The organism is Neobacillus sp. YIM B06451, from assembly GCF_032667185.1.
In the GTDB taxonomy this organism is placed as follows: domain Bacteria; phylum Bacillota; class Bacilli; order Bacillales; family Cytobacillaceae; genus Bacillus_D.
Map to the genome: position 1 here is coordinate 421695 of NZ_JAVFKJ010000002.1, position 24408 is coordinate 446102.

General features: G+C 40.9%; 23 protein-coding genes. 9 read left to right on the forward strand and 14 right to left on the reverse strand.

Features of this window, described 5'->3' with window-relative positions:
* Positions 1–122 precede the first annotated feature (122 nt).
* Positions 123–1040, reverse strand: a complete 918-nt coding sequence (locus RB160_RS06690) for a pseudouridine-5'-phosphate glycosidase (RefSeq protein WP_316569452.1) — start codon at positions 1038–1040, stop codon at positions 123–125.
* Positions 1024–2148 carry a carbohydrate kinase gene (locus RB160_RS06695; protein WP_316569453.1) on the reverse strand — a complete coding sequence of 375 codons (1125 nt, stop codon included), beginning with the start codon at positions 2146–2148 and terminating at the stop codon, positions 1024–1026. The genes RB160_RS06690 and RB160_RS06695 overlap by 17 nt, the downstream gene beginning before the upstream one ends.
* 465 nt (positions 2149–2613) lie before the next feature.
* On the opposite strand from RB160_RS06695, the gene RB160_RS06700 reads away from it, so the two are divergent.
* Positions 2614–3708, forward strand: a complete 1095-nt coding sequence (locus tag RB160_RS06700; protein ID WP_316569454.1) for a carbohydrate kinase — start codon at positions 2614–2616, stop codon at positions 3706–3708.
* Positions 3709–3833: 125 nt separating this feature from the next.
* Here RB160_RS06700 and RB160_RS06705 read toward each other — a convergent pair whose 3' ends face one another.
* The 6 genes from RB160_RS06705 to RB160_RS06730 form a co-directional block, all read right to left on the reverse strand.
* Positions 3834–4667, reverse strand: a complete 834-nt coding sequence (locus tag RB160_RS06705) for a hypothetical protein (RefSeq protein WP_316569455.1) — start codon at positions 4665–4667, stop codon at positions 3834–3836.
* A gap of 119 nt (positions 4668–4786) precedes the next feature.
* Positions 4787–5770, reverse strand: a complete 984-nt coding sequence (locus RB160_RS06710; RefSeq protein WP_316569456.1) for an NAD(P)-dependent alcohol dehydrogenase — start codon at positions 5768–5770, stop codon at positions 4787–4789.
* Between the two features lie 329 nt (positions 5771–6099).
* A complete protein-coding gene (locus RB160_RS06715; RefSeq protein ID WP_316569457.1) occupies positions 6100–6711 on the reverse strand; it encodes a nuclear transport factor 2 family protein in 612 nt (203 codons plus the stop codon).
* Complete coding sequence (locus RB160_RS06720; RefSeq protein WP_316569458.1) at positions 6683–7258, reverse strand: RNA polymerase sigma factor; 576 nt, start codon at positions 7256–7258, stop codon at positions 6683–6685. Before RB160_RS06720 ends, RB160_RS06715 begins: the two co-directional genes overlap by 29 nt.
* A 318-nt stretch (positions 7259–7576) precedes the next feature.
* Positions 7577–7972 carry a hypothetical protein gene (locus RB160_RS06725; RefSeq protein ID WP_316569459.1) on the reverse strand — a complete coding sequence of 132 codons (396 nt, stop codon included), beginning with the start codon at positions 7970–7972 and terminating at the stop codon, positions 7577–7579.
* A 128-nt stretch (positions 7973–8100) separates the two neighbouring features.
* A complete protein-coding gene (locus RB160_RS06730; RefSeq protein ID WP_316569460.1) occupies positions 8101–8517 on the reverse strand; it encodes a hypothetical protein in 417 nt (138 codons plus the stop codon).
* Positions 8518–8699: 182 nt separating this feature from the next.
* Between RB160_RS06730 and RB160_RS06735 the strand changes: the two genes are divergently transcribed.
* Positions 8700–9119 carry a GNAT family N-acetyltransferase gene (locus RB160_RS06735; protein ID WP_316569461.1) on the forward strand — a complete coding sequence of 140 codons (420 nt, stop codon included), beginning with the start codon at positions 8700–8702 and terminating at the stop codon, positions 9117–9119.
* A 73-nt stretch (positions 9120–9192) separates the two neighbouring features.
* Here RB160_RS06735 and RB160_RS06740 read toward each other — a convergent pair whose 3' ends face one another.
* The 5 genes from RB160_RS06740 to RB160_RS06760 all read right to left on the reverse strand — a co-directional run bounded on the left by RB160_RS06740 (position 9193) and on the right by RB160_RS06760 (position 12451).
* Complete coding sequence (locus RB160_RS06740; protein ID WP_251339201.1) at positions 9193–9402, reverse strand: hypothetical protein; 210 nt, start codon at positions 9400–9402, stop codon at positions 9193–9195.
* 30 nt (positions 9403–9432) lie between these two features.
* Entirely contained in the window at positions 9433–9810 is a 378-nt protein-coding gene (locus RB160_RS06745) for an SET domain-containing protein (protein ID WP_316569462.1), read from the reverse strand.
* A 304-nt stretch (positions 9811–10114) separates the two neighbouring features.
* The gene (locus RB160_RS06750) at positions 10115–11347 is read right to left on the reverse strand and encodes an RtcB family protein (RefSeq protein ID WP_316569463.1); all 1233 of its coding nucleotides are present in this window, start codon (positions 11345–11347) and stop codon (positions 10115–10117) included.
* 86 nt (positions 11348–11433) lie between these two features.
* The gene (locus tag RB160_RS06755; protein ID WP_316569464.1) at positions 11434–12051 is read right to left on the reverse strand and encodes an NUDIX hydrolase; all 618 of its coding nucleotides are present in this window, start codon (positions 12049–12051) and stop codon (positions 11434–11436) included.
* 58 nt (positions 12052–12109) lie between these two features.
* The gene (locus tag RB160_RS06760; protein ID WP_316569465.1) at positions 12110–12451 is read right to left on the reverse strand and encodes a hypothetical protein; all 342 of its coding nucleotides are present in this window, start codon (positions 12449–12451) and stop codon (positions 12110–12112) included.
* Positions 12452–12615: 164 nt separating this feature from the next.
* Between RB160_RS06760 and RB160_RS06765 the strand changes: the two genes are divergently transcribed.
* A complete protein-coding gene (locus RB160_RS06765; RefSeq protein WP_316569466.1) occupies positions 12616–13362 on the forward strand; it encodes a class I SAM-dependent methyltransferase in 747 nt (248 codons plus the stop codon).
* A 117-nt stretch (positions 13363–13479) separates the two neighbouring features.
* On the opposite strand, the gene RB160_RS06770 is transcribed toward RB160_RS06765, so the two are convergent.
* Positions 13480–13662: a hypothetical protein gene (locus RB160_RS06770; RefSeq protein WP_316569467.1), complete on the reverse strand. Its 183-nt coding sequence runs from the start codon at positions 13660–13662 to the stop codon at positions 13480–13482.
* A gap of 135 nt (positions 13663–13797) precedes the next feature.
* Here RB160_RS06770 and RB160_RS06775 point away from each other — a divergent pair, with 135 nt between their 5' ends.
* The 6 genes from RB160_RS06775 to RB160_RS06800 all read left to right on the forward strand — a co-directional run bounded on the left by RB160_RS06775 (position 13798) and on the right by RB160_RS06800 (position 24345).
* Positions 13798–14517 carry a GntR family transcriptional regulator gene (locus tag RB160_RS06775; RefSeq protein ID WP_316569468.1) on the forward strand — a complete coding sequence of 240 codons (720 nt, stop codon included), beginning with the start codon at positions 13798–13800 and terminating at the stop codon, positions 14515–14517.
* Complete coding sequence (gene gntK, locus RB160_RS06780; RefSeq protein ID WP_316569469.1) at positions 14510–16048, forward strand: gluconokinase; 1539 nt, start codon at positions 14510–14512, stop codon at positions 16046–16048. The genes RB160_RS06775 and gntK overlap by 8 nt, the downstream gene beginning before the upstream one ends.
* 18 nt (positions 16049–16066) lie before the next feature.
* Positions 16067–17413 (forward strand): GntP family permease, encoded by a 1347-nt coding sequence (locus RB160_RS06785; protein ID WP_316569470.1) that lies wholly within the window; start codon positions 16067–16069, stop codon positions 17411–17413.
* Between the two features lie 113 nt (positions 17414–17526).
* The gene (gnd, locus tag RB160_RS06790; protein ID WP_316569471.1) at positions 17527–18933 is read left to right on the forward strand and encodes a decarboxylating NADP(+)-dependent phosphogluconate dehydrogenase; all 1407 of its coding nucleotides are present in this window, start codon (positions 17527–17529) and stop codon (positions 18931–18933) included.
* A 209-nt stretch (positions 18934–19142) separates the two neighbouring features.
* Complete coding sequence (locus tag RB160_RS06795; protein WP_316569472.1) at positions 19143–20054, forward strand: EamA family transporter; 912 nt, start codon at positions 19143–19145, stop codon at positions 20052–20054.
* Positions 20055–20427: 373 nt separating this feature from the next.
* Positions 20428–24345, forward strand: coding sequence for an Ig-like domain-containing protein (locus tag RB160_RS06800; protein ID WP_316569473.1), 3918 nt, complete (start codon positions 20428–20430; stop codon positions 24343–24345).
* Positions 24346–24408 lie beyond the last annotated feature (63 nt).

A 24408-nucleotide genomic window follows, 5' to 3' on the forward strand; every position in this document is an offset into this window, starting at 1 on the left:
TCATTCACCCCGTCAATAAATTTACATTACTCTGTTAACGTTTTCAGGATCCTTTTTAATAAAACAACTTCTATAAAGCGAATGACGCCACTTTATAGAAGTTGTTGGTTTTATTCGTTTAATTACTTTGTTTTGTTGTTGAAGCTAACTGCGAGTTGGGATCCAACTTTCGCATTGTGTTTTACCAATTCGATGTTTGCGACAAGGCTCTTGCCCTCAGTCAATTCCTTGATTTTTCCAAGCAGGAATGGTGTGGTGTCTTTACCGGAAATGCCTTTTTCCTCTGCTTCTTTAACCGCATCAGCGATAATGCCATTGATGTAATCTTCATCCATCGCATGCTCTTCAGGGATTGGGTTCGCGATTACCGCTCCGCCTTGAAGGTTCAATTCCCATTTCGTTTTCAATGTTTCAGCGATTACATCAATTGAATCAGTGGAGAAATTTAATTTATATTCACTGCTTCTTGTATAGAATGCTGGAAGAACTTCAGTTTCGTAGCCGATGACAGGAACCCCTTTTGTCTCAAGGTACTCAAGGGTAAGAGCAAGGTCGAGGATTGATTTCGCACCCGCGCAAACGACCGCTACATTTGTTTGTGCCAATTCATCAAGGTCGGCAGAGATGTCCATCGTTGTTTCCGCGCCTCTGTGAACGCCGCCGATACCGCCTGTTACGAAAATGCTGATGTCAGCCATTTCAGCACAGATCATTGTTGTGGCAACAGTAGTCGCACCAAGTTTTTTCGTTGCAACAATTGCAGCCAGGTCACGGCGTGATACTTTTGCAACGTCTTTGCTTTTACCGAATAGCTCTAATTCCTCATCAGTTAAGCCGATTTTAATTTTTCCATCAATAATCGCGATTGTTGCAGGAACAGCGCCGTTGTCGCGAACGATTTGTTCAACTTCGCGGGCCATTTGGACGTTTTGTGGATAAGGCATACCGTGGGAAATGATTGTGGATTCAAGTGCTACAATCGCTTTGCCCTCCTCTTTCGCTTTTTGTACCTCTGCGGATAGTTCAATATACTGTTTCATTCTGAAATTCCTCCATATCCAATTTGAATTGTTGTTGGGATAGCTCTTGTCTCACTGTATATTTAGACATAATGGTTTTGTGTGCATTGACTAAACCAGATTTAATAATGTAATCGAGGTCCTTCTTTTGTAGCCAGGAATAAACAACTCCTGAACAAAATGAATCTCCCGCGCCTGTCACATCGACAACTGTTGGCGTTTTAATGGCCGGATAATAACGGATTTCACCGTTTTCAAATCCCGCCATAACACCTTTTGAACCATTCGTGATTATGACATTTTTCACGCCTAATTCGAGCCACTTCTTAACTGCTTCTTTCCAGTCATGCTCATCATTGATTTTCATGTCCATGTAGGTTTCAGTTTCATCCCTATTTACGATGAGCCACGTTAAGGCATTCAGGTTCTTAGGAAGCCTGTTCATTTTAGGCCCTGAAACAGGGATAACGACTAATGGAATATGATATTTTGATGTAAAACCACTGAGAAAGTCAATCGTTTCTCCTGGGCAATTCAAATCAACGACAATACATTTCGCTTTCCTAAGCAGGTTGCTGTTTTTTATTAACAACTCAGGTGTAATATTTTCATAAATATCCATATCTGCCAATGCGACTGTCAAGTCACCATTTTTGTCTAAAACGGCAGTATAGGAACCTGTTGACGAATGTTCAAATTGGGCCACATGCTCCAAATTCATAAAGGGTGATGACAATTCATAAATCATGTCCCATTCTGAATCATTGCCCCTGGCTGATAGTAAAAGTACTTCCTCGCCTAATCTCCCCAGGTTTTCAGCAATATTCCTCGCTACTCCTCCTACCGAAGTAGAAGATTTCACTGGATTGGAAGTCTCATTCGTGATTTCCTCTTTTGCATAAAACTTACGGTCAACGTTAGCCCCGCCAATGCAAATGATTGGGGATGTTTCATTTAAAACAAACGCTTTGCCCAAAACATAGTCTTTCTTAATTAGTTCAGAAATACTGCTCGTTATGGAGGCCATTGGGAGTCCCATTAATTCCGACAGTTCCTCCTGAGAAATAAACGGGTTTGCCCGAACCATTTCCAAAACCAATTTTTCGTTTCTAGTTAGATCCTTCGTCACTCCTACAACCTCCCTTCGTGACAAAAGTTTATTAAATAAACATAAGTTTAGTATACGTTTTCATCATCGAAAGTCAACCATATTACCAGAAAAAAATAATCCCATAATTACCCACCGTCTGTGGACAGACGGTAAAAGCTTCGTATTACGGGATTTATTCGACTAGATAAAATGAAATTGAACAGATACATATTCATTATTTAACTCGTACCTATTATTTATTCAGCAATGATTTGGATGTAAATAAAACACAACTTGGCTATTCCTCTGGCATCAGGATATTAACTATCGTTTGTCTGTCCATTTTCGATAACGTATAATTTATTTCCAATAGAATGAAAATCTGAATAAGGTTGGTACCACAGTGTCCAACCAGCACACATTTTGTTAATCGTTGTAAAATTAAGCGTTTACAAACTTATGTTTATGGAATAAGCTGTTGTTTAAAGGGGAGGGGAAACTTCCATGGATAAAGAGAAACAAATCTTGGATTTGATAAGAATGAATCCTTTTATTTCCCAGCAGGAATTGTCAAGCATTGTTGGCTTGTCACGCCCTGCCGTTGCGAATTATATTAGCAGCCTGACGAGACGCGGCGAAATTAAAGGGCGAGGCTATATTCTGAAGGAAGAATCATCGATTATTTGCATTGGAGGCGCGAACACGGACCGGAAAGCACGAACGGAAAAGAAAGTGCGGCTGTATTCTTCCAACCCGGTCAAAATAACCGAGGCTGTTGGCGGGGTGGCCCGCAACTTCGCGGAAAATTTAAGCCGGCTCGGCGTGAGTGCTTCTCTAATGACTTGTCTGGGGGATGACAAAGAAGGGAATTGGATCCTGAAAGAAACGAAGGGCCAGGGAGTTGATGTCAGCCAAGTATGGGTATTGCCTACCGAACGGACGGGGACTTTTACCACTTTATTGGATATTGACGGTGAAAGCATTGTTTCCATGGCCGATATGAATATATACGAAAAGTTGACCATTTCCATGTTCGAGGAAAAATGGTCACATATCGCTGCCTCCCAAGCTGTTTATTTGGATACGAACATTCCAAGCGATTGTATAAATCACTTGATTACACGCTGCAAAGATGAAAGCATTCCTCTGTACATTGACCCTGTATCAACGGCCAAGGCGCAAAAACTTCCATCTCGCTTGGACGGGGTCGAACTTGTGCTCCCAAACCGTGAGGAAGCGGAAATCCTTGCAGGAATCAAGATTGACTCAATTAATGATTGTCAAACTGCTTGTGAAAAAATTAGGCAGCGCGGAGTTGAAAAAGTGATTATCACGCTGGGGGACCAAGGGGGATATTTTTGCTCCGCCGATGAATCCGGGCATTTGCCAGCTTTCCAAAGGGAAGTTGTTGATGTCACTGGAGCTGGTGAAGCCTTTGGTTCATGCACAATATACGGACTCATGAATGGTAAATCGTTGATGAACGCCTGCCAACTCGGCCTTGCCGGCGCCGCCCTCACGCTTCAAACAGAAAAATCGATTTCACCATTTTTAAAACCTGAAAAAATCCATGAACTCGTTGAGGAGTTTTTTGGATGAAATCATATTTGAATTATCATCGAAGAAATATTCTCCTTTAGCTGAAAGAGCATCTACTTCACTCCAAAGTAGATGCTCTTTTTTTAAGGATTCTTTCACTTAAAATAAAGATGATATTCTTATCTCTAATTCTCTATAACACCATCCGCCTCAGCATTTCCATATAGAATTGCAACTCCCAGTAACTGATGAAATGGAATAGTACTATTTCTGTTTTTAATGTAATATAATTCGTCAATAAAATTTTTATAATACCCGATATCTTGCTTAATCATTGGCTTTTCTTTTTTAAGTCCAGATAGTATATCGGATAGTAATTTTTCTCGCTCGACATTGTCTAGATTCACCCATTGATCTCTAAACATCTCTGCTTTTGTCTGGCTTAGAATCTTAGCAGCTAGAGCCGAATCCAACCTAAATAAATTCACGGAATAATCAACGCTTCCACTTTTGTTCGTATAGATAAGAAAATCTTCATTTATCCTCTCAATTTCGACTTCAATGTCACCAAATTCATCATTGTATTCATTATATACAGAGTTAAAAATCTTAAGGCCATTGGAATCGTATTCCATAAACTCATGAAAAACTGAGTAGCTTGAGATTTTAACATCTTCATATACAGAAGCAGAAATTCTCTCCAACGTACCATCTTCTTTATAATTCCACAGATCACTCAATTTTTTAATACGAACATCAAGCCATTGTCCCCGAATAAACTCCTCATTTATTGGTATGTAACTTTCTGGTGATATTTCTTCCGTTTCCCCTTGAGGTAGATTTTCATCTTCCTCTGGATAAGAGTTATTTTCTATTGAGCCTGCTCCATCATTTATATCTACTGATTTTTGTACCGTTTTTGGAATGTTATCTTTTATAATGTTACTTTCCTTAGAACATCCAGTTAATATGACGCCAATAGCAAGTATCACCAGTCTTAAGATTTTCATGATGCTCAAATGTCCCCCAGTATGTATATTCTTTACGTATATTACCATAATTTATCTATACTGGAAATGAGGAAATATGCCTTCTTAGGAGACAACGTTAGTAAAACCATTATAGACACTGCCATCATTTAATTTTCCTGATTATTTATAATACAGACAACCACTTTCCCCTTGGCGTGTCCTTCTCCAAGGTACCGTATCGCTTCTTCCGTCTGGCTTAAAGAAAATTGTCGATCTATAATCGGAACGACCTTGCCTGCAATGAAAAGCTCCTTTAAAAAATCTTGGTCCTTTTTATTCGGCCTATGAACCAGGATGCCCAACTTCTTCCTCTCATTTTTTGAAATAACAGGCCCTATGAGCAATAGCTGCAAAATAAGCGAAAGCGATCCCCCAACCATCACATATGTGCCATTTGGATTTAATACTCGCTTGTATTCAAAAATTGACCGCGTTCCTACGACATCCAGGATCAAATCGTACAACTGCCCATTCTTGGTGAAGTCTTCTTGAGTGTAATCTATAACATGGTCTGCCCCAAGGAACTTGAGCATTGCCAATTTTTTCGCACTATCCACACAAGTGACTTCCGCTTCATATAATTTGGCGATTTGCAGCGCGAAAGTCCCGACTCCACCGCCAGCCCCATTGATTAAAATCTTTTGGCCAGCTTGAATCCCACCTTTATCCCGAAGCCCCTGTAAGGCAAGGACTCCCGCTTGAGGCATTGCCGCCGCTTCCTCGAAAGTCATACCACCTGGTTTCAACGTCAACGCCTCTTCACGAACGCAAACGTATTCCGCAAATCCACCCCAGCCACACCAGGAAATATCCCCGAATACCTTATCACCGATATGAAGGTTGTTTACATCGCTTCCAACTGCTTCTACAGTCCCGGCTATATCCGCGCCGAGTATCCTATATTTAGGTTTTAGCAATCCCCCAAGGCGTGCCAGAAAAGGTTTTCCTCTCAAGAGATCCCAATCCCAGGAATTTACGGACACAACATGAACTTTTACCAATACCTCATTGTTCTTTGGAGCAGGCATATCTACCTCCGTTAAATTTAGAATGCCAGCGGTTCCATATTTAGTGTAGACCATTGCCTTCATAAAGAGTTCTCCTTTTAATTTACATATGGCAGGAAGCATTTTTCTTTTAAAATAACGATGAAAGTGAATGGTGGTGCTGCCAACCAGTTTCCCAAAAGATTTTTTTTAGACCTTTCGAACTGGTATTAGTTGATTTTGTCATTTATTAGACGCTAAAGTGGTTGAAAAGATTCAACCATACCTTCTTTTAAAAGAAAAATGTTTTGTACATACTCGCTCGGACAACTTCCTTTTCAGGAGTTTGGACAACTTCGCATTTTAAGGGAGAAAGCTTTAATGGTCCCCATGGATTTGAGCAACTATTTTACTCATTCATTTACTTCACCCTATTAATTAATCCTATTCACACTAACAACCTCATCTATTTTCCATTCACCGTCTTCTTTGATTACTTTAAAGGTGGTTACTTCAGTATATGCAGCTCCGCGAGTCGAAATGGGAACATAAACAGTTGCCGAAACGATAGTGCCCTCTTCGGTTTCTGTATTTAATTCCTGAATCTTTTTCACTTCCACGGTTGGAAAATTTGCACCTCTCCAACTTTTAATAAACTCTTCCCTGGTCATACCTGTTTGTTTCTCTTGAGTTTCCATTAACCTTTTACTTTGCAGGTCATAATAGGCATCATAATCCCTATTGTTATAAGCTTCATAATGTTTTTCGACCGCTTGTATAGCTGTCATGGCTTTTCCTGAATTGACTAGAACACCGCTTAAAAGTCCTGGCATGGCTAATATGATGAATAACAAGGCCGCTCCTGATGCAGCTATCATGAATTTCCACGGAATTAAGGGATTTTTCTGTTTCCGAAGCCCATCTCCCATCCTTGCATTCATTTGTTCAAAAACATGATTTTGTTCCACTTTGGTTAGGCTAATCTTTTTATTCATAGACTTAAATTCCCGATCGAACTCATTCACTTCTCCGGAATACTGTTTCATTGGTATATCCCTCCTTTTCCAGCTCTATTTTCAGTTCTTTCATCGCCCTAAACAAAGTAACCTTTACCTTATTTTCCTTCCAACCAAGGATTTGAGCGGACTCGCTTATGGAAAACTCTTTTATTTTCCTTAAAATAATGACATCCCTATAATCACGCTTTAGCTTACTCAATGAAACATATAATTGCCTTTCCGCTTCATTTAACATGGCAATTTGTTCAGGTCCTGGATCGTTTGATGTTACCAAGGGAAAAGAGTCTAAAAAGTATCTAATTGGTTTTTTCCTTCTTAGATGGTCAATTGATAAATTCCGTGCTATCCGAAAAAGCCAGCTCTTAGCATTTCTCCCGTCAAAAGAATTATAGTTGTTAAATGCGCGGATAAAAGTGTCTTGAAGAATATCCTTTGCCTGTTCCCGTTCACCTACAATAAAAAAAACATAGTTGAAAATATCATTACTGTAATCAAAATACCAATTGTGTATTTTCTCCCTAATTATCTCCCGTTCCAACTGCTCATCTCCTTCCTGCATTCCATTTGATAACATAACAACGATTCCGCGATGTGAAAAGTTACAATATTTGATATTTTTCCACACAAAAAAGCACTTGAAGTGCTTTAGTAATTTATCCTCCTTCTTCTAACTATTTGGAGGAAATCGAATCATTTATCTTTAAACTTAGAAACTAGCCATCTTGTTAATTTCCTATACCATTAAAATCCACCCGGAAAACAAATTTCAAATAATGGAAAAACCCTTCCTAACATCGGAAGAGTTTTTCAAAATCCGTTGCCCCTCAGCTCTAGCTTTGAATAAACAGGAAACCGGCTGTTATGCTATTCGAAAAATTCCTATGACAAGTAGTTAATCCACTTTTATAAATCCAATAGGTTTTCCCCAAGGATTCATGATGCTAACTTTTTTAACTGGCCTAGAACCGGGATCAGTGGAGTTTGTGATTTTATACGTTATGTCTACTCCCACATTATCGGATTTTCTAATCGATACAATTTCAATTCCCTGCCCTGCCTGGCCAACAATAAAGGCTTCGGTCTTTATGCCTCTTTCTTCTATCCCTGTAAAGGGGTTTTCACTTGAAGGTAAATTTGCCACCAGGCTGTTTATTTCATTTTCCGATAGCGATATTTCCTGATAAGAGACATCCTTTTTTAAAAATAACACAAGAAATACGATTGCCACCAAGCCTGTGAAACCTATTGCGAGAGCCCTCTTCTTCACCTTCTTCACTCCCCTTTTCATCCAAAAACACCTTGTTTACGAATTAGACGTTCATAAGGTTCACTTAGATTCACATCAATCCATTTTCACCGGCAATCCCACGAAAATAATTCCATGAAGAACGGTAAAAGGAATAACACAAAAAAGGCCTATTGTTTAAAGTTTAACAACTCCAACAATCTGGCTGCATCACCTTTAAAGTTGAAGGCCAACGCCCTGCCTTTATCATCAAAAAACATAAGATGTGGATTTTCATAAGGGGGAAAAATAATGATGACTTCATCCACCAGTCCAGTAAACAATTGGGTTTTCACCCTCACACTCGGTTCCAAAGGGACCTTAATCATAAAGCCTTCTCCCGGAACAGGATTTAATTTAGGATAAGGCCCGGTTATACCAGCAAGGACTTTCCCTACTTCTTCATGTACCTTGGGAGTTGGCTGTGCCGTCATAACGACTTTGCCCTTGGCGATATCGAATAGTTCAATTTGCCGGTGCGTTTGAGCTGCAGTATGTGTTGATAGAAAACCCGATATTAAAATGAAAACCAGTATCTTTTTAATCATCCTTACCACCTCGAGATTAGTATTCCCGTTGGCGGTTAAAATTTCGCCTGAATTATTATGTTTGATACCGATAATTTAGATTAAAATACCCGACGATTACCCCCGCAATTCCCATATATGAAACCTTTTGGACCCATCTACGTCTATTTGAAATGGAAAAATAAGTACCGTGGGGGTTCTACATGGAAATTATCTATACTGAATCGCTTCCATCTAAAGGAGAATTTTTTGATTTATATGAAACAACCGGCTGGAATACAGCGTTTGATTATTCTGATGAGGTTTTACATAAAGCCATATCAAATAGTTGGTATAGCGTATCCGCGAGATTGGACAATCGTTTAGTTGGATTTGGGAGAATCGTTTCTGATGGCTTTTATCAAACCTTTATATGCGATTTAATCGTCCATCCCGACTTCCAGAGACAAGGAATCGGAATGAAAATTATGCAACTGTTAATGGACCATTGCAAAAAAATGAATGTCAATTATATTCAATTATCTTGTGCTAAGGGAAAGGTTGGATTTTATGAAAAGTTTGGTTTTCATGTCCGTCCTTCCGATGCTCCTGGGATGCATATTCTTGTGAAAGGCAGCAATTAACAGGCACATTGAAACAAATAGCGCCGGTTTCTGTAAATAAAGAAATCGGCGCTATGTCTATTGACAATATGTTTTAGCGTGATGCTTTCGGCGGTTGGCACACGTCACATTTACGCTGGTGGTTATTTTTGAATTTCGTAAATGTTTTTTCAAAATTGCTGCCGCATGCACATTTAAATAGCAGCTTTTGCGAAAAACCGTGGTATTCCGTCGTCAGCAATTTGCTGTCGGAATTTTTTTCAACAAATTCCTTGATCTTATCGATCGTCCATCGTTTGTTCATATTCTCTGCTCCTTACCTGGCAGTTCAAATTTATTCTTTATTAAACCACAGTTCTTCTTTGTCATCCACGTCGCCATTATAATTGATAAGAATTTCTTCGCCTGCTTTTATGTCTGTATAAGCAAAGAAATCGAATGTGTGGTTATCAAAATTAATCTCATATATGGCATTCGGTTCATACGAATGGTTGAACAGCATCCCATACCCAAGCAGGATAGCGGTATGGTTTATCCCATACTCAAAAGCGTAATCAGCAAGCAAGGTTTTCTCTATATGTTCATGCTGGTCGTTCGGATAAGCAATGACAGGAGCCTCGTGCAAAAGCTCCCCTTTTTTAATATCACGTGTCGCAAATACGCCTCTATTGAATTCTCCATTGCTAAGTGAAGATGTTTTTACTTCAATCATGCAGTTCTCCTTCTCACTTTTAAAATTTTCCTTCTCTACTGTACCATAGTTTGACCCTATTCCGGTCTATATTAAACAAATTATTCCCAGTCCAGAAACCGGGCTAAACAAAAACCTAATGTTAACGGGTTCCGTCGGACATACCAATCCACTTTCAAATGCTTTGAATTCTTTCCACAATTGTTTTGACGTTTTGGGAATTGGGATTGGATAATTCATTGAACCTCCATTAAATCAGCTCATTTGTTTATAAAGAAAGTGCGCCAATCCCTCGAGATTCAGCGCACAGTCTTGAGGAAGATAGTTATCTTTTCTTTTTGTATCTTCCTGGAGTATATTTTTCGCTTGCTTTAAAGTTGTAGACAGGCTTTATGATTGTGGCTATTTCAACGGTTTCCTCGGCTTTTTCCAAAATTTCATCCATTGATTTGTAAGCCATTGGTGCTTCGTCCAAGGTTTCCTCGGAAACGGATGTCGTCCAAATGCCTTTCATCGTCGTGTGGAAATCATCCATGCTTAATGCCTTCCTAGCTTTTGAGCGGCTAAGGAGGCGGCCGGCTCCATGCGGCGCGGAGTAATTCCATTCTTCGTTGCCTTTTCCGACTGCAAGAATTGATCCGTCCCTCATGTTGATTGGAATGATAAGGCGCTCCCCTTTTTGGGCGGAAACGGCTCCTTTCCGTAAAATGAGGTTCTCGGTATCGATGTAGTTATGAACCGTATCGAAACGGTCAACCTCCTCAAACCCCAGGTTATCGATAATGGCCCGCGCAATCTCTTCCCTGTTCGCTTTTGCATACTCTTGGGCCAGTTTCATGTCATGGATATAATCGTAAAAATCATCCCCTTCCAAATAAGCTAAGTCATTTGGAATGACAGGAGTCTTTTCCTTGTAGCTATGAATGACGCTCTGGATTTCCTTTTGGCGGCCTTCTGCTTTCAGTTTTTCAATAATCTCGGTTAAATCCCTGCTTTGCAGTTTGGAAATGGCCACTTTTTGATAATGGGTGGCGATTCTAGATCCGACATAACGGCTCCCAGTATGGATGGTCAAATAATGATGTCCGTCCGAATCAGCCGAAACCTCAATGAAATGATTGCCCCCACCAAGTGTTCCAAGGGAGTGCAAGCTTTTATTTTCGCTTAGAATATGCTCTGCTTTAAATTCTTTTACAGGCGGAAAACCCGTCTTGATTTGCCCCACAGTCTCCTCTGTATGAACGTCAATTCCACTAGGCACTTTGCTCCGAATTACCTTATCGAGCTTATTGAAGTCAACTTTTTTATCCTGAAGCTTTACAGTCAGTACGCCGCAGCCAACATCAACCCCGACCAGGTTCGGGACAACCTTATCCTTCAACTGGATGGTCGTTCCAATCACACAGCCTTTTCCTGCATGATAGTCCGGCATAATGCTAATCTTCGCGTCCTTCAAGAAAGCCTGATTGCACAATTCCTGAATCTGTTCGAGCGCGGTATCCTGAGGATAATTGGAATAAACCGTTGCCTCCGTGTGCGCGCCTTTAATCTTTATCACGGGTTCTCCCTCCCTTTTTTTAACAGCTTCTTATTAGGCTAACACGGAAGGCCCATTCCATCAATGGCTTTTCGTGCGACAATTTATTAATCAAACCAGACGGGTTCTTGTGGATTATGCAAGTGTTTAAAAGCAAGTTGAATTTGGGATTCTGTATTTCTCTCTATTGAAAGCGGCGGAAGTGCATTTTCCGGAAAAAACCCGACTGCGCTTGTTTCAATTCCTTCTTTCGGCTGCCCGCCAATGATTTCGCATTGGTAAAAAAGTTTATATGTATGGTAGGGTGACGGCGGATGCGGATGGCATTTCTTATCTAAGACCGCGATAAGCTTTACCACTTTGACATCAAACCCTGACTCCTCTTTCACCTCTTTTACCGCTACTTCACTTGGGGTTAGTCCAATGTCAGCCCAGCCACCTGGCAACGCCCAGCCTCCATCCATTTTTTCTTTGACCATTAAAATCTTATTCCCTTTAAAAACAACTGCCCGTATATCGACCTTCGGAGTTGCATAGCCTGTTTCATTGGCAAATAAATCAGTAATTGTATGTGAGTCTAAACTAGTGTGTCGGGACATGATTTCAACGCTTATTTTCCTTATCTCTTCGAACCTCTCCAAGTCATAAACATCCTTGGAATACGTCAGCCCCGCCTGTGCAACCGATTGAAGCTGCTTCGCCCACTCCAGCCACTTAGGCTCCATCTGTCATCACCGCCAATCTATATAAATATAAATTTATTTTTGAAGCTATACTTTGAAATTAATTTAACGGCCCATAAACGCCAATACATTCCCCTGTTGCAGCATCCAGCACGATTGTTGGCTCGCTGCTTCCAAATTTAATTGTGACTTCCCATTGTTTTCCATTAAAAAATTCATTCCAAAATCCTTCCCGGTGCTGTAGTTCTACCCGAATATGTTCAAGTGGAATTTCTTCTAAATCAGAATTATGTCTGTGGATCGAGCTGCGCCATTCTTTTGGAGGATCTTGCGATAGTTCCATTACACGAACGATCGCTTCGCCCGTGGTCAGGCTATTCCCTTGATGAAGATACAAGAAAATAATAATTATCATTCCTACTAAAGTAAAAACTTTCTTCATCAAATGCCCCCTAACCAAAAATCCGTTTTGACTTTCTATATTTTACCACACCCTTCAGTTTCGTCCTTAAAGATTTCCATGGTATACCTAATTTCATCATTCAAAGCAGGACAATCACACGAAATAGAGAATATATGTTCTAATCAACTAATGGAGGTCAAGATATGACTATTGATACAATTAGTGTAAATAAAAAAAGTTGGGATGAGGTTGCCCATCGTTTTTACGGGAGGAATCCACTGCCCGAATATGGGCCATTGGCTCCCAATGAAGAGGACCTTAATCTGTTCGGCGATGTAGCCGGTTTGAAGATTTTAGAGATTGGCTGTGGTAGCGGGCATTCATTACACTACTTGGATTCGAAAAATGTCCGTGAATTATGGGGATTGGATTTATCTAAAACACAGATAGGCGCAGCGAAGGAATTATTAAGAAGCGCAAAAACCCCTATTAAATTATTTGAATCGCCAATGGAGGAAAATCCGGGCATTCCAATTGATTACTTCGATATCGTTTTTTCTATTTATGCGTTGGGATGGACCGCTGATCTCAACCAAACAGTAAGAAATGTGCATTCCTATTTAGCACAGGGCGGCGTTTTCATTTTTAGCTGGGAGCACCCGCTTTACAACCGTGTTAAAAATGTTGACGGCACGGTGATGATTACTAAGTCGTATCATGAGGAAGGCCCGTATGATCATGAAGCATGGGGCCACCCGGCCATTATGCAGCAATTCAGGTTAAGCACCTACATAAATACGTTAATTGAAAACGGATTTACGATTGAAAAAGTAGTGGAAGATGCATTTTTATCGGAAACGGACATCCAACGGCACTCAAACAGCTGGTATTGTTATGAAAAAGCGCAATACCTTCCGACTACACTAATCATTAAAGCCAGGAAATTATGATGAGCAATTAATAATCCATAAGGTGCGTTTATCTCTGGTAGATAACCCACCTTTTTTGCCGTATGTGAGGATGCCTATATGACGTTGCTCATTGTTGTGTTTCAAAGAACTACAACCTTATATTGAAAACATAATCGATACTTTATATGGTACATGGAATTTTAAATTATTTTCTTCTCTTCCCCCACTCTCAAATCGATTCATTCCGCAAACCAAATACCCAGTTGCCTCTTCCACGGCTAAAACTGAATAAAAGTTGCCTCCGACGATTTGCTGCCCTTCATGAAAAGATGCCTTCAAGGGTTTAATCCCCCACCAGTTGGGTAACATCCCACGTAAATTAAACATTTAAGTGTAAAAACGTTTACATTCAGAAAAATTATATTATAATACTTGTATACAAGTATACTCACCTGATGAGCAGGAGGAAAATGAATGGAAAACCTCTATCCCGAGAAATGGCTTTATAAAGCATCGACCGGCACCAGGATTGCACATGAGCTCAGAATGCGGATTATATCTGGGATGATTGAAAACGGTGCCACTCTTTCGGAGAACAAGTTGGCTGCTGATTTTGCTGTAAGCCGGTCGCCAATCCGTGACGCCCTGAAAGTATTGGCATCGGAAAATATTATTCAGCTAGAACGAATGGGCGCTGTCGTTCTCGGGTTATCTGAAAAGGAAATTGAAGAGATTTATGATGTTCGCCTGCTCATTGAAACGTTTGTTTTCGAACGTCTTGTTAGAACGGACGTTAACGATTTGGTAAAAGAACTTAGTAAAATTTTTGAAATGATGAAGGTCGCCATTAAATACCATGATGCAGATGAATTTTCCTATCAAGATGTCTTGTTTCATGAAACCATCATCCGGGCGGTTGATCATTCCTACATCCTGATGATTTGGAATAACTTAAAACCTGTTATGGAAAGCCTGATTCTTCTATCAATGCGTATGCGTTTCAAGGAAAAATACGATGATTTTGAACGGATTTTGAAAAATCATGAATTATATATCAAGGCAATCGAGTCGAAAGACCGGAGCCTAATGATTAAGTCCCTTCACCAGAATTTCGATGATGTCCAGGGCAAGGTTGAAGACCTGTGGAGATCACAGGAAATGCTTTCAAAAGGAGTGGAACAAGAAAATGACTAACTTTATGTTAGGAATCGATATTGGCACCACAAGTACAAAAGCCGTTTTATTCACCGAAAAAGGCGAAGTCATCCAACAGGAGAATATTGGCTATCCGCTTTACACACCTGATATTTCAACAGCAGAACAAGATCCGGAAGAAATTTTCCAGGCTGTTTTGCAAGCGATTTCGAATATTACGAAACGGCATTCCCGAAAAAGGCTTAAGTTTATTTCTTTTAGCAGCGCGATGCATAGTGTCATTGCAATGGATGCAAATGACGAGCCGCTGACCCCATGCATTACCTGGGCAGATAACCGTAGTGAAGCATGGACGCATAAAATTAAAAACGAGCTGAATGGCCATGAGGTTTATAAGCGGACAGGGACACCAATGCACCCGATGTCGCCATTGTCCAAGATTGCCTGGATTGTAAATGAGCGTCCGGAAATCGCGGCCAAAACGAAGAAGTATATCGGGATTAAAGAATTTGTTTTCAAAAGGTTCTTTAATCAATATGTTGTTGATTACTCCCTTGCTTCGGCCATGGGAATGATGAATTTGAATTCATTGGATTGGGATGAAGAGGCATTAACGATTGCCGGGATTTCAAGGGACCAATTATCCGAGCTCGTACCGACAACCAAGCTATTTACGAATTGCAACCCGGATTTGGCAAGCAAAATCGGGCTTGATCCACAAACCCCGTTTGTCATCGGCGCCAGTGATGGCGTGCTTTCAAATTTAGGTGTAAACGCAATCAGAAAAGGCGAAATTGCTATCACCATTGGGACAAGCGGCGCCATCCGGACGATTATCGACAAGCCGCAAACAGATGAAAAAGGCAGGATATTTTGTTACGCCTTAACTGAAAACCATTGGGTTATTGGCGGTCCGGTGAACAATGGCGGAATGGTTTTGCGCTGGATTCGCGATGAATTTGCTTCCGCGGAAGTAGAGACAGCGAAAAGATTAGGGATTGACCCGTATGAAGTTTTAACAAAAATCGCCTCAGGTGTAAGGCCTGGCGCTGATGGGCTATTATTCCACCCATATTTGGCGGGTGAACGGGCGCCGATGTGGAATCCGGATGTCCGCGGCTCATTTTTCGGGTTAACGATGTCCCATAAAAAAGAACATATGGTTCGTGCTGCCCTCGAGGGGGTCATTTACAATTTATACACAGTATTTCTCGCTCTAATTGAATGCATGGATGGCCCTGTCACCCGCATTCAGGCAACTGGAGGCTTCGCAAGGTCAGAGGTATGGCGGCAAATGATGGCGGATATCTTTGAATCTGAAGTTGTCGTGCCGGAAAGCTATGAAAGCTCATGTCTTGGGGCCTGTATTTTAGGATTGTATGCATTGGGAGAAATTGATTCCTTTGAAATCGTTTCCGAAATGATTGGCAGCACGTACAAACATACGCCGGAAGGAGATGCTGTTAAAGAGTACAGGCAATTATTGCCTATTTTCATCGACTTATCAAGAGTATTAACAGAAGACTATTCGAGGATTGCAAAGTATCAAAGGGGATTAACAACAAGATAACATAAGGGGGATATTACAGTGCCATTAGTCATTGTAGCGATTGGAATTTTAGCATTACTAGTATTGATCATGGGCTTAAGGTTAAACACTTTTATTTCGTTAATTATTGTATCGTTTGGAGTTGCCCTGGCTCTTGGAATGCCGCTCGATGAAATCGTCAAAACGATTGAAGCCGGCCTCGGTGGAACACTTGGGCATTTAGCGTTAATATTTGGTCTTGGAGCCATGCTCGGTAAGCTGATCGCCGATGCGGGAGGCGCGCAACGGATTGCCATGACACTCGTGAACAAATTCGGCGAGAAAAATATTCAATGGGCCGTCGTTGCTGCTTCTTTCATCATCGGTGTCGCATTGTTCTTTGAAGTAGGTCTAGTGCTATTAATCCCTATCGTTTTTGCTATTTCAAAACAATTAAGGGTTTCGATTCTGTATCTTGGTATTCCAATGACAGCCGCGTTATCCGTCACACACGGATTCCTTCCTCCCCATCCGGGACCGACCGTAATTGCCGGAGAGTTTGGAGCGGACATTGGTGAAGTATTGCTTTACGGGTTCATTATCGCGATTCCAACCGTCCTTATCGCCGGACCACTATTTACGAAGCTGGCGAAAAAGCTAGTACCGGCATCCTTTACGAAAACCGGTAATATCGCCTCTTTAGGTGAGCAAAAAACGTTTAAACTTGAAGAAACTCCTGGATTCGGCATCAGTGTTTTCACTGCCATCCTGCCTGTTATTTTAATGTCGATTGCGACGATTATTACATTACTTCAAAAAACAATGGGATTTGAAGATAATACATTGCTTGCGGCAATCCGTTTTATCGGTGATGCCGGTACTGCCATGCTGATTTCTCTATTGGTTGCTGTCTACACAATGGGAATTGCAAGGAAGATTCCAATTAAAACCGTTATGGATTCTTGTACAACAGCGATTTCGCATATCGGGATGATGCTCCTGATTATCGGGGGCGGCGGAGCCTTCAAACAAGTATTGATCAATGGCGGCGTCGGTGATTACGTAGCGGAAATGTTCAAAGGAACTTCCATGTCCCCAATCCTGCTAGCCTGGATTATTGCTGCAATCTTACGCATTTCGCTGGGGTCTGCTACTGTGGCCGCTTTGACAACTGCCGGATTGGTTATTCCAATGCTTGGACAAACCGATGTGAATCTTGCGTTAGTCGTTCTGGCAACAGGTGCTGGTAGTTTGATAGCTTCTCACGTTAACGATGCCGGCTTCTGGATGTTTAAAGAATATTTTGGCCTAACGATGAAAGAAACATTTGCAACGTGGACATTGCTTGAGACGATCATCTCCGTTGCTGGACTAGGATTTGTTTTACTATTAAGCTTAATCGTATAATGTTAAAAACTTGACGGTTCTTTTCCGAAAATTGTCCATCCGGGCAGTATATCCCCTCATCGTTAAACGGGGATACACTGCCCCTTATCTGTTAAAAAAGGAGTCTTGCATTAATGTTGAACACAATTGGCGTCATTGGTTTAGGCGTAATGGGCAGCAATATCGCTTTGAATATGGCCAGTAAAGGTGAACAAGTTGCTGTCTACAATTATACAAGGGATTTAACGGACCAACTCGTTCAAAAAAGCAGCGGGAAGCCTATCTCCCCCTACTTTGAAGTGCAGGATTTTGTTCAGTCCTTAAAAACCCCACGGAAAATCTTCCTTATGGTTACTGCCGGAAGCCCGATTGATTCGGTTATTCAGTCATTAATCCCTTATCTTGAAGCTGGCGATGTGATTATGGACGGCGGCAACTCCCACTTTGATGATACCGCGCGCAGATATGATGAGTTAAAGTCTAAAGGAATCGGTTATTTAGGAATTGGCATTTCCGGCGGGGAAGTAGGCGCATTGACAGGGCCTTCCATTATGCCAGGTGGAGATAAGGACGTTTATGAAAAAGCAGCCCCTGTCCTTACAAAAATCGCGGCCCAAGTAGACAATGACCCTTGCTGTACCTATATCGGCCCCAAAGGTGCGGGGCATTTTGTTAAAATGGTCCATAATGGAATCGAATATGCGGATATGCAGCTAATAGCGGAAGCCTATACATTTTTAAGAAAAAGATTGGCTTTGCCTGTCGAAGAAATCGCCGATATTTTTGAATCCTGGAACCAAGGCGAACTGAAAAGTTATTTAATCGAAATTACAGCCGAGATTCTTAGAAAAAAAGATGAACGGACAGGCTTGCCGCTGATTGACGTCATTCTCGATAAGGCGGGACAAAAAGGAACAGGTAAATGGACAAGCCTTCAGGCAATTGATAACGGAATCCCAACATCAATCATTACGGAATCATTGTTTGCCAGGTACCTTTCTGCTTTAAAAGAGGAAAGAATGAATGCTCAAGAAATTTTAAAAGGTCCGGAAATGAATGGGCAAAACCTCGATAAAGAATTGTGGATCGACTATGTGAGGCAAGCTTTATATATGGGGAAAGTTTGTGCTTATGCCCAAGGGTTTACGCAGTATAAAATGACGTCCGATCTATACGGCTGGGATTTGCCGTTAAAGGAAATAGCGCTAATTTTCCGCGGCGGCTGCATCATTCGGGCCGAATTTTTAAACGTTATCGGTGGAATATTCGAAGAGCAGCAACAGCTGCCAAATTTATTAATCGCCCCATATTTCACTAAAAAAACAAAAGAATATCAAATGAGTTTACGAAAAATCGTCTGCGAGGGGATCAATTCCGGCATCTCGTTCCCATGTTTAAGTGCCGCCCTTACGTATTACGACAGTTATCGAACAGGCATGTCAAACGCAAACATCATTCAGGCACAACGTGATTATTTCGGAGCCCATACGTATGAACGAACCGATGCGGAAGGTTTCTTCCACACGAACTGGCAGAGCTGAAATTAAATATAGATAAGCTACTATAAAATTTCTCGTTCCAGTAAAGGATATGTTCCCTTTACTGGGGCGTTTTTTTAATCCAATAATGTTGTTGAGCAATCCTCTGCCAATATCCCCGGTTTGCGCTCTCTCAAAAGTTTCCGGGGACAGTAAATTCACTATCATGGTATAATAATGGTTTGGTAGTATTGTGTGAAGGAGGCTTTATTTTGAAAGTAAATAAAGGCATTTTATTTATATTATTTGGCGCAGGTTGTTTTGGCTTTACACCAATCTTCGCAAAATTGGGATTTGGCTTTGGCTATTCGCTTGGACAGATCACTATCGTCCAAATGAGTGTTTCCTTTCTTTTATTATGGTCAATTACCCTGATAAAGCGCTCTAGTTTCAAAGGGCTGAATAAGAAAAATATTCTCCAGTTGTTGATGACCGGCTGTTTCATGGGATTAACAAGTATTTTCTATTATGGCGCGATGCAGTACTTGCCAGCCTCATTGGCCATCATTTTAATGTTTCAATTCGTTTGGATCGGAATCATTCTGGAGTGGATTTTCAGCAAAATTAAGCCAGCGCCTATAACCATATTGTCAATCGTGTTGATTTTGGTCGGTGTCTTTTTCGCTTCCAATATCGTGAATGGAGAAATACAAGGACTTCCTTTTAAAGGCTTCCTTTTTGGCATACTTTCAGCATTCACGTATGCAGGGTTTATTTTTTTCAGCGGGAAAATTGCCGTAAATGTAAATTCCTGGACCAGGACATCCTTTATGGCAACTGGGGCTGCCCTCCTCGTTTTTTTCGTATTTATGCGTGAAATTCCGACTGTATTGCCATTGGAGGCGGACTTATTGATGGCGGCTGCCGGGGCTTCCCTGTTCGGAGCCGTCATTCCCCCATTGTTTTTCGCAGTGGGCGTGCCATTGGTTCCAGGCGGCATTGCCAATATTTTAACATCCATCGAATTACCAATCGCAATCGTATCTGCCAGCGTTATTTTATCAGAAGCGATAACACCGCTTCAGTGGCTGGGCACCGCCATTATATTGGCAGCCATTGTGTTAAATGAAGTCGGCGGCAGTCTTTTAAAGTTCAGGAAGAATTTTAAAAGGGAGAGTTTTTAAACAAGGAAATCAGCTACTTTCCCGGTTTAATATCTATTATGATAAAAAGGGTCAAGGCCTGTTGCTAAATAGTGGACGGCTTGGCCCTTTATTCTTTTTTTAAAAAATAAAGCTATATACTTTTTACATAACTAAGCAGTTCACTCTCTACTTCAATCAACACTATCACTTTCTTCTTGGACACCCCCAATTTCACCAACCCCGTTAACGCCAATACCGAAAAGAAGTTGATGAGATTATCAGTATTCACCTTGCACATTCTTTGTTTTTCTAACAAAATTCCAACTTTTCCTAAATAAGGAAGGATAAGCGTCTAAATTTATCGAATGTTGTAGTGTTTGATAAAAATGGAAAAATCTTATGGGGGAGTATGATGATGAAGGTATTCAGCAAGAAAAGAGTAACAGCATGGTTACTAATGGCAATTCTAATTGTTTCTACTTTTGGTGGACTAAGCAGTCCTGCTTCTGCCAATGAACAAGTAGATAACGGTCAGTTTGGCATTAAGACACTACAGTCAAAATCGATGTCAAATGTGCCTTTTGATTTAAATTCAGCAGTCCCGCTCAACACCGAACCACAGCAAATTACACAACAAATAGCGGCAGTATCCTTCCAGCAAAATTTGACGGACTGGATATTGGATCAAGAAGCAGGATTGATCTATGCAATCTCCGACTCAACAAACAAGCTATACTTTTTGAACAAACAAACATTGGGAATCACGAAAGAACTACAGCTCAGTGCTGCGCCGACAGATATGTATATGTTCGAAAATAAACTTTATATATCACAAGAAAATAATTTAATTCAATCGGTGGATTTAACAACGAAATCATTGGATGAGCAATATCCAACCAGCGTTAAACCTACAGATGTGGCTGTATCAGCCACACACATTTTTTGGGCTTCAGATAGACTGGTGTTTTCAATTGACAAAACAACTAAGGTTGACAAATACTACAGCAACATTAGAATGGCAGGATACGTAGACCTTCAGGTCGGCAGAGATAACCGCACTCTCTATATAGCCGATAGACGTTGGACCGGCAGCAAACTATACTCATTTAATATTGTTGAAGATAAAATAATTAGTGTCGCAAACGATGGTTTCCCCAGCCCCACCGAAGAGATTATTTTAGACGAGCAGAGTGCCTACTTTGCTGGTTATCGAATGAATAAAAATGACTTATCTAATTTCTTAGGTGAGTATCAGTGGTTGGGGGATAACCCTTCGTATTATACGACAAAGATTCTGAGTGTCTCGAGTAATTATGTTCTTACAACTCAAGGTATTTATGATAAAAATACATACCTTAATCTGGCTGAAACTCCGTTTATGCCAACCCAAGGCATCTTGGATGAAGAAGATGGCTCAGTGTACCTTTTTAAGCCAGAATCTTCAACTGCCAGCAACAAAATATATCGATACACTATAAACGTAAATCCATCTCCACAGGTTCAAATGAAAAAAATAGCCAATACGTTAGAAAGCAATTTTACCATTACGGACTGGGCGACAACTGAAGAAACGCCATACATTTACGCCATATCAGAAAATGCGAATGCCTTAACTGTCATCCGAAAAAGCGACTTCATTCCTATTAAAAGCGTTTGGATTGGCTCTCGTCCAGTGGATGTCGAAGTAAATAATGGGAAGGTGTATGTTGGCTTAAAAGGAGAATCCTATATTGCCCAGTTCAATATTGCCGACACCGAGAAGCCTCATTTGGGCATTGAAAAGCGCTTAGTTAAGGGACTTCCGATAAAAATAGAACCTTTTAATGGAAAGATTTTTTATTCCATTTACGGTGAAAGAAATAGAATAAAAGTTTTAACTGAGACGAATGAGCATAGTGAACTACCAGTTGATAGCAGGTATTATGATTTAGATGCAAAGGAAGAAGCATTATATATCATTGGATCGATCGACCACACTAAAATAAATGCAAAAACACACAGCACGCTATTGTCTGGCTCTTACCACATCGTTGTTTATGATGAAAGAGATGATCTCATTAAAGATGGGGACTTCCTTTATTTTGGCGATAGGATGTTAAGTGCCTCCGATTTATCGACTTTACAGGGGACATATCCAGAAAAAGTTCTTTATGCCAAGGGTGAACTTGTATTCGGCAGCAGGGCCGTATACGATCGTGAAACTTTCTCAAAGCTCATCGACTTACCATCGATCATTTCCAAAGCATATGTCACAGATGATCAATCCATCATCGTTTCATCTGGAAAAAGGTTAATAAAGTATGGAAACCTGGAGGATGCGGACCGTAATAACATTACTCCTAGATATTCTTTATTTATAGATACTGATGAACGTGAAGGATGGGTAAGCGGATACCTATATATTGTACCAAGTGAAAATTCCCAAGCAATTCAATCGTATAATGCCTATTTTACTGATCCTTTAAGGAATAAACTTGTAAAACTAAATATGGTGTTAGAATCACAGGATGGTGGATTATTAATTTATAGAATATTGGACACGTATTCTACTCCAGGTTCGTCTCTGATTAGTATCTATCCAGTTTTAGGTGGCGGAGTGGAGCATGATCAATTTGCCACCACCGAGGTTTGGGACTTACCAACTTATTTGGCGAGAAACATTCGTATAGCCGATACTGAATTCACTGAAACTGGATTTACCGGAACAGTAACATGGGATAGAGCGCCAAAACAACCGGAAAACTCTTTCTATCTCATCTTTTTCATGGATAAGGAAGGCCCTATAGGCAACCCGATTGAATTGGTTAAAGCGGATCAACTATCCTATTCTGTGAACATAAATAATGTCCCATTTCCTGAAGGAGCGATTGGGCTTGGAATTACATTAATAAAATCAAATGGAGAAATGCCTCCTGCCATAACAGGTGCTATTTTCGATGAGTTGAAAAGTCCATCACCATTACTAGAAAACATCACCATTACGAATAATCAATCATCAAACGATACAGTAGCAGTCTCAGGACTTACCGCAGGTGATGTCATTCGTGTGTATAATGAAGCGGGGTCAGTCCTCTTAGGCCATGGAACGGTCGCTGCGGGCCAAACTTCAGTAACAATCTCGATTCCAAATATCGGGTCGCCTGGCCAGAAGGTAAGAGTGACCCGTGAAACGATCGAATTATATGAAAGTGCTGGAACATTGGTCGTCATTCCTGATACAGCAGCACCTCCAGTGGTAACACCGCCGCCAGTCGTAGCGCCACCGCCAGTCGTAGCGCCACCGCCAGCGGTAACGCCGCCGCCAGCAGTAACTCCTCCGCCAGCGGTAACACCACCGGCGCCGACACCGACGATCCATATCATCACGGCCACTGCGGGTGCCCATGGAACAATTAGCCCGGATGGCAGCGTCGAAGTGGTTGAAGGAGCAAATCAAACGTTCACGATTACGCCGGAAAAAGGATATGAGATTGATAAGTTACAGGTTGACGGGGTAACTAAATCGGTAACAAATAGTTATACGTTTACAAATGTAAAGGGTAATCATACTATCAGCGTAACGTTTAAAGCTGTAAAAGATGTAACTCCACCGTTAGCACCTGTTGTAAATGAAGTAACAGATTTGGCAATAACGATTACAGGCAAAACTGAGCCAGGAGCCAAAGTAACGGCTAAGGTTGGAACTAAAGTAATCGGCGAAACGGTGGCAAGTACTAACGGACAATTCAAAATGGCAATCGCAAAGCAAGTTGCCGGAACTGCAATAATAGTAACGTCGACAGATAAAGCAAATAATACAAGTAAACCGACTAAGGTCATTGTGAAGGATTTGACCCCACCCGCAGCACCACTAGTGAATGAAGTGAAAGATTCTTCCGGGAATGTTACAGGAAAAGCTGAGGCTGGCTCGACTGTGACAGTATCTGCAGGCTCTAAGGTACTTGGAAAAGGAACTGCTGATAAAAAAGGAAACTTCACCATCAAGATTTCAACACAAAAAGCAGGTACAAATCTAAAGGTTACAGCAACGGATCGTGCAAAAAACACTAGCAAATCAACGAGTATTACTGTAAGCGATAAAACACCGCCGGCAAGACCTACTGTCAACACAGTTACTTCAACTTCCATTAAAGTAACAGGAAAAGCTGAGGAAGGCTCGACTGTTATTGTAAAGGTTGGCAGCAAAGTTATTGGTACTGCAACAGCCGCAAAAGATGGAAAGTTTAGCGTGAAAATTCCTAAACAAAAAGTTAAAGCCGTATTAACGGTTAGTGCGAAGGATAAAAGCGGCAATGAAAGTGCTGCTGTAAAGGTAACGGTAAAGAAATAGAGTTGTTAATGAGGCTGTCCTTTTGGGGACAGCCTTTTTTCCAGCTAGATTAATTCAAATATT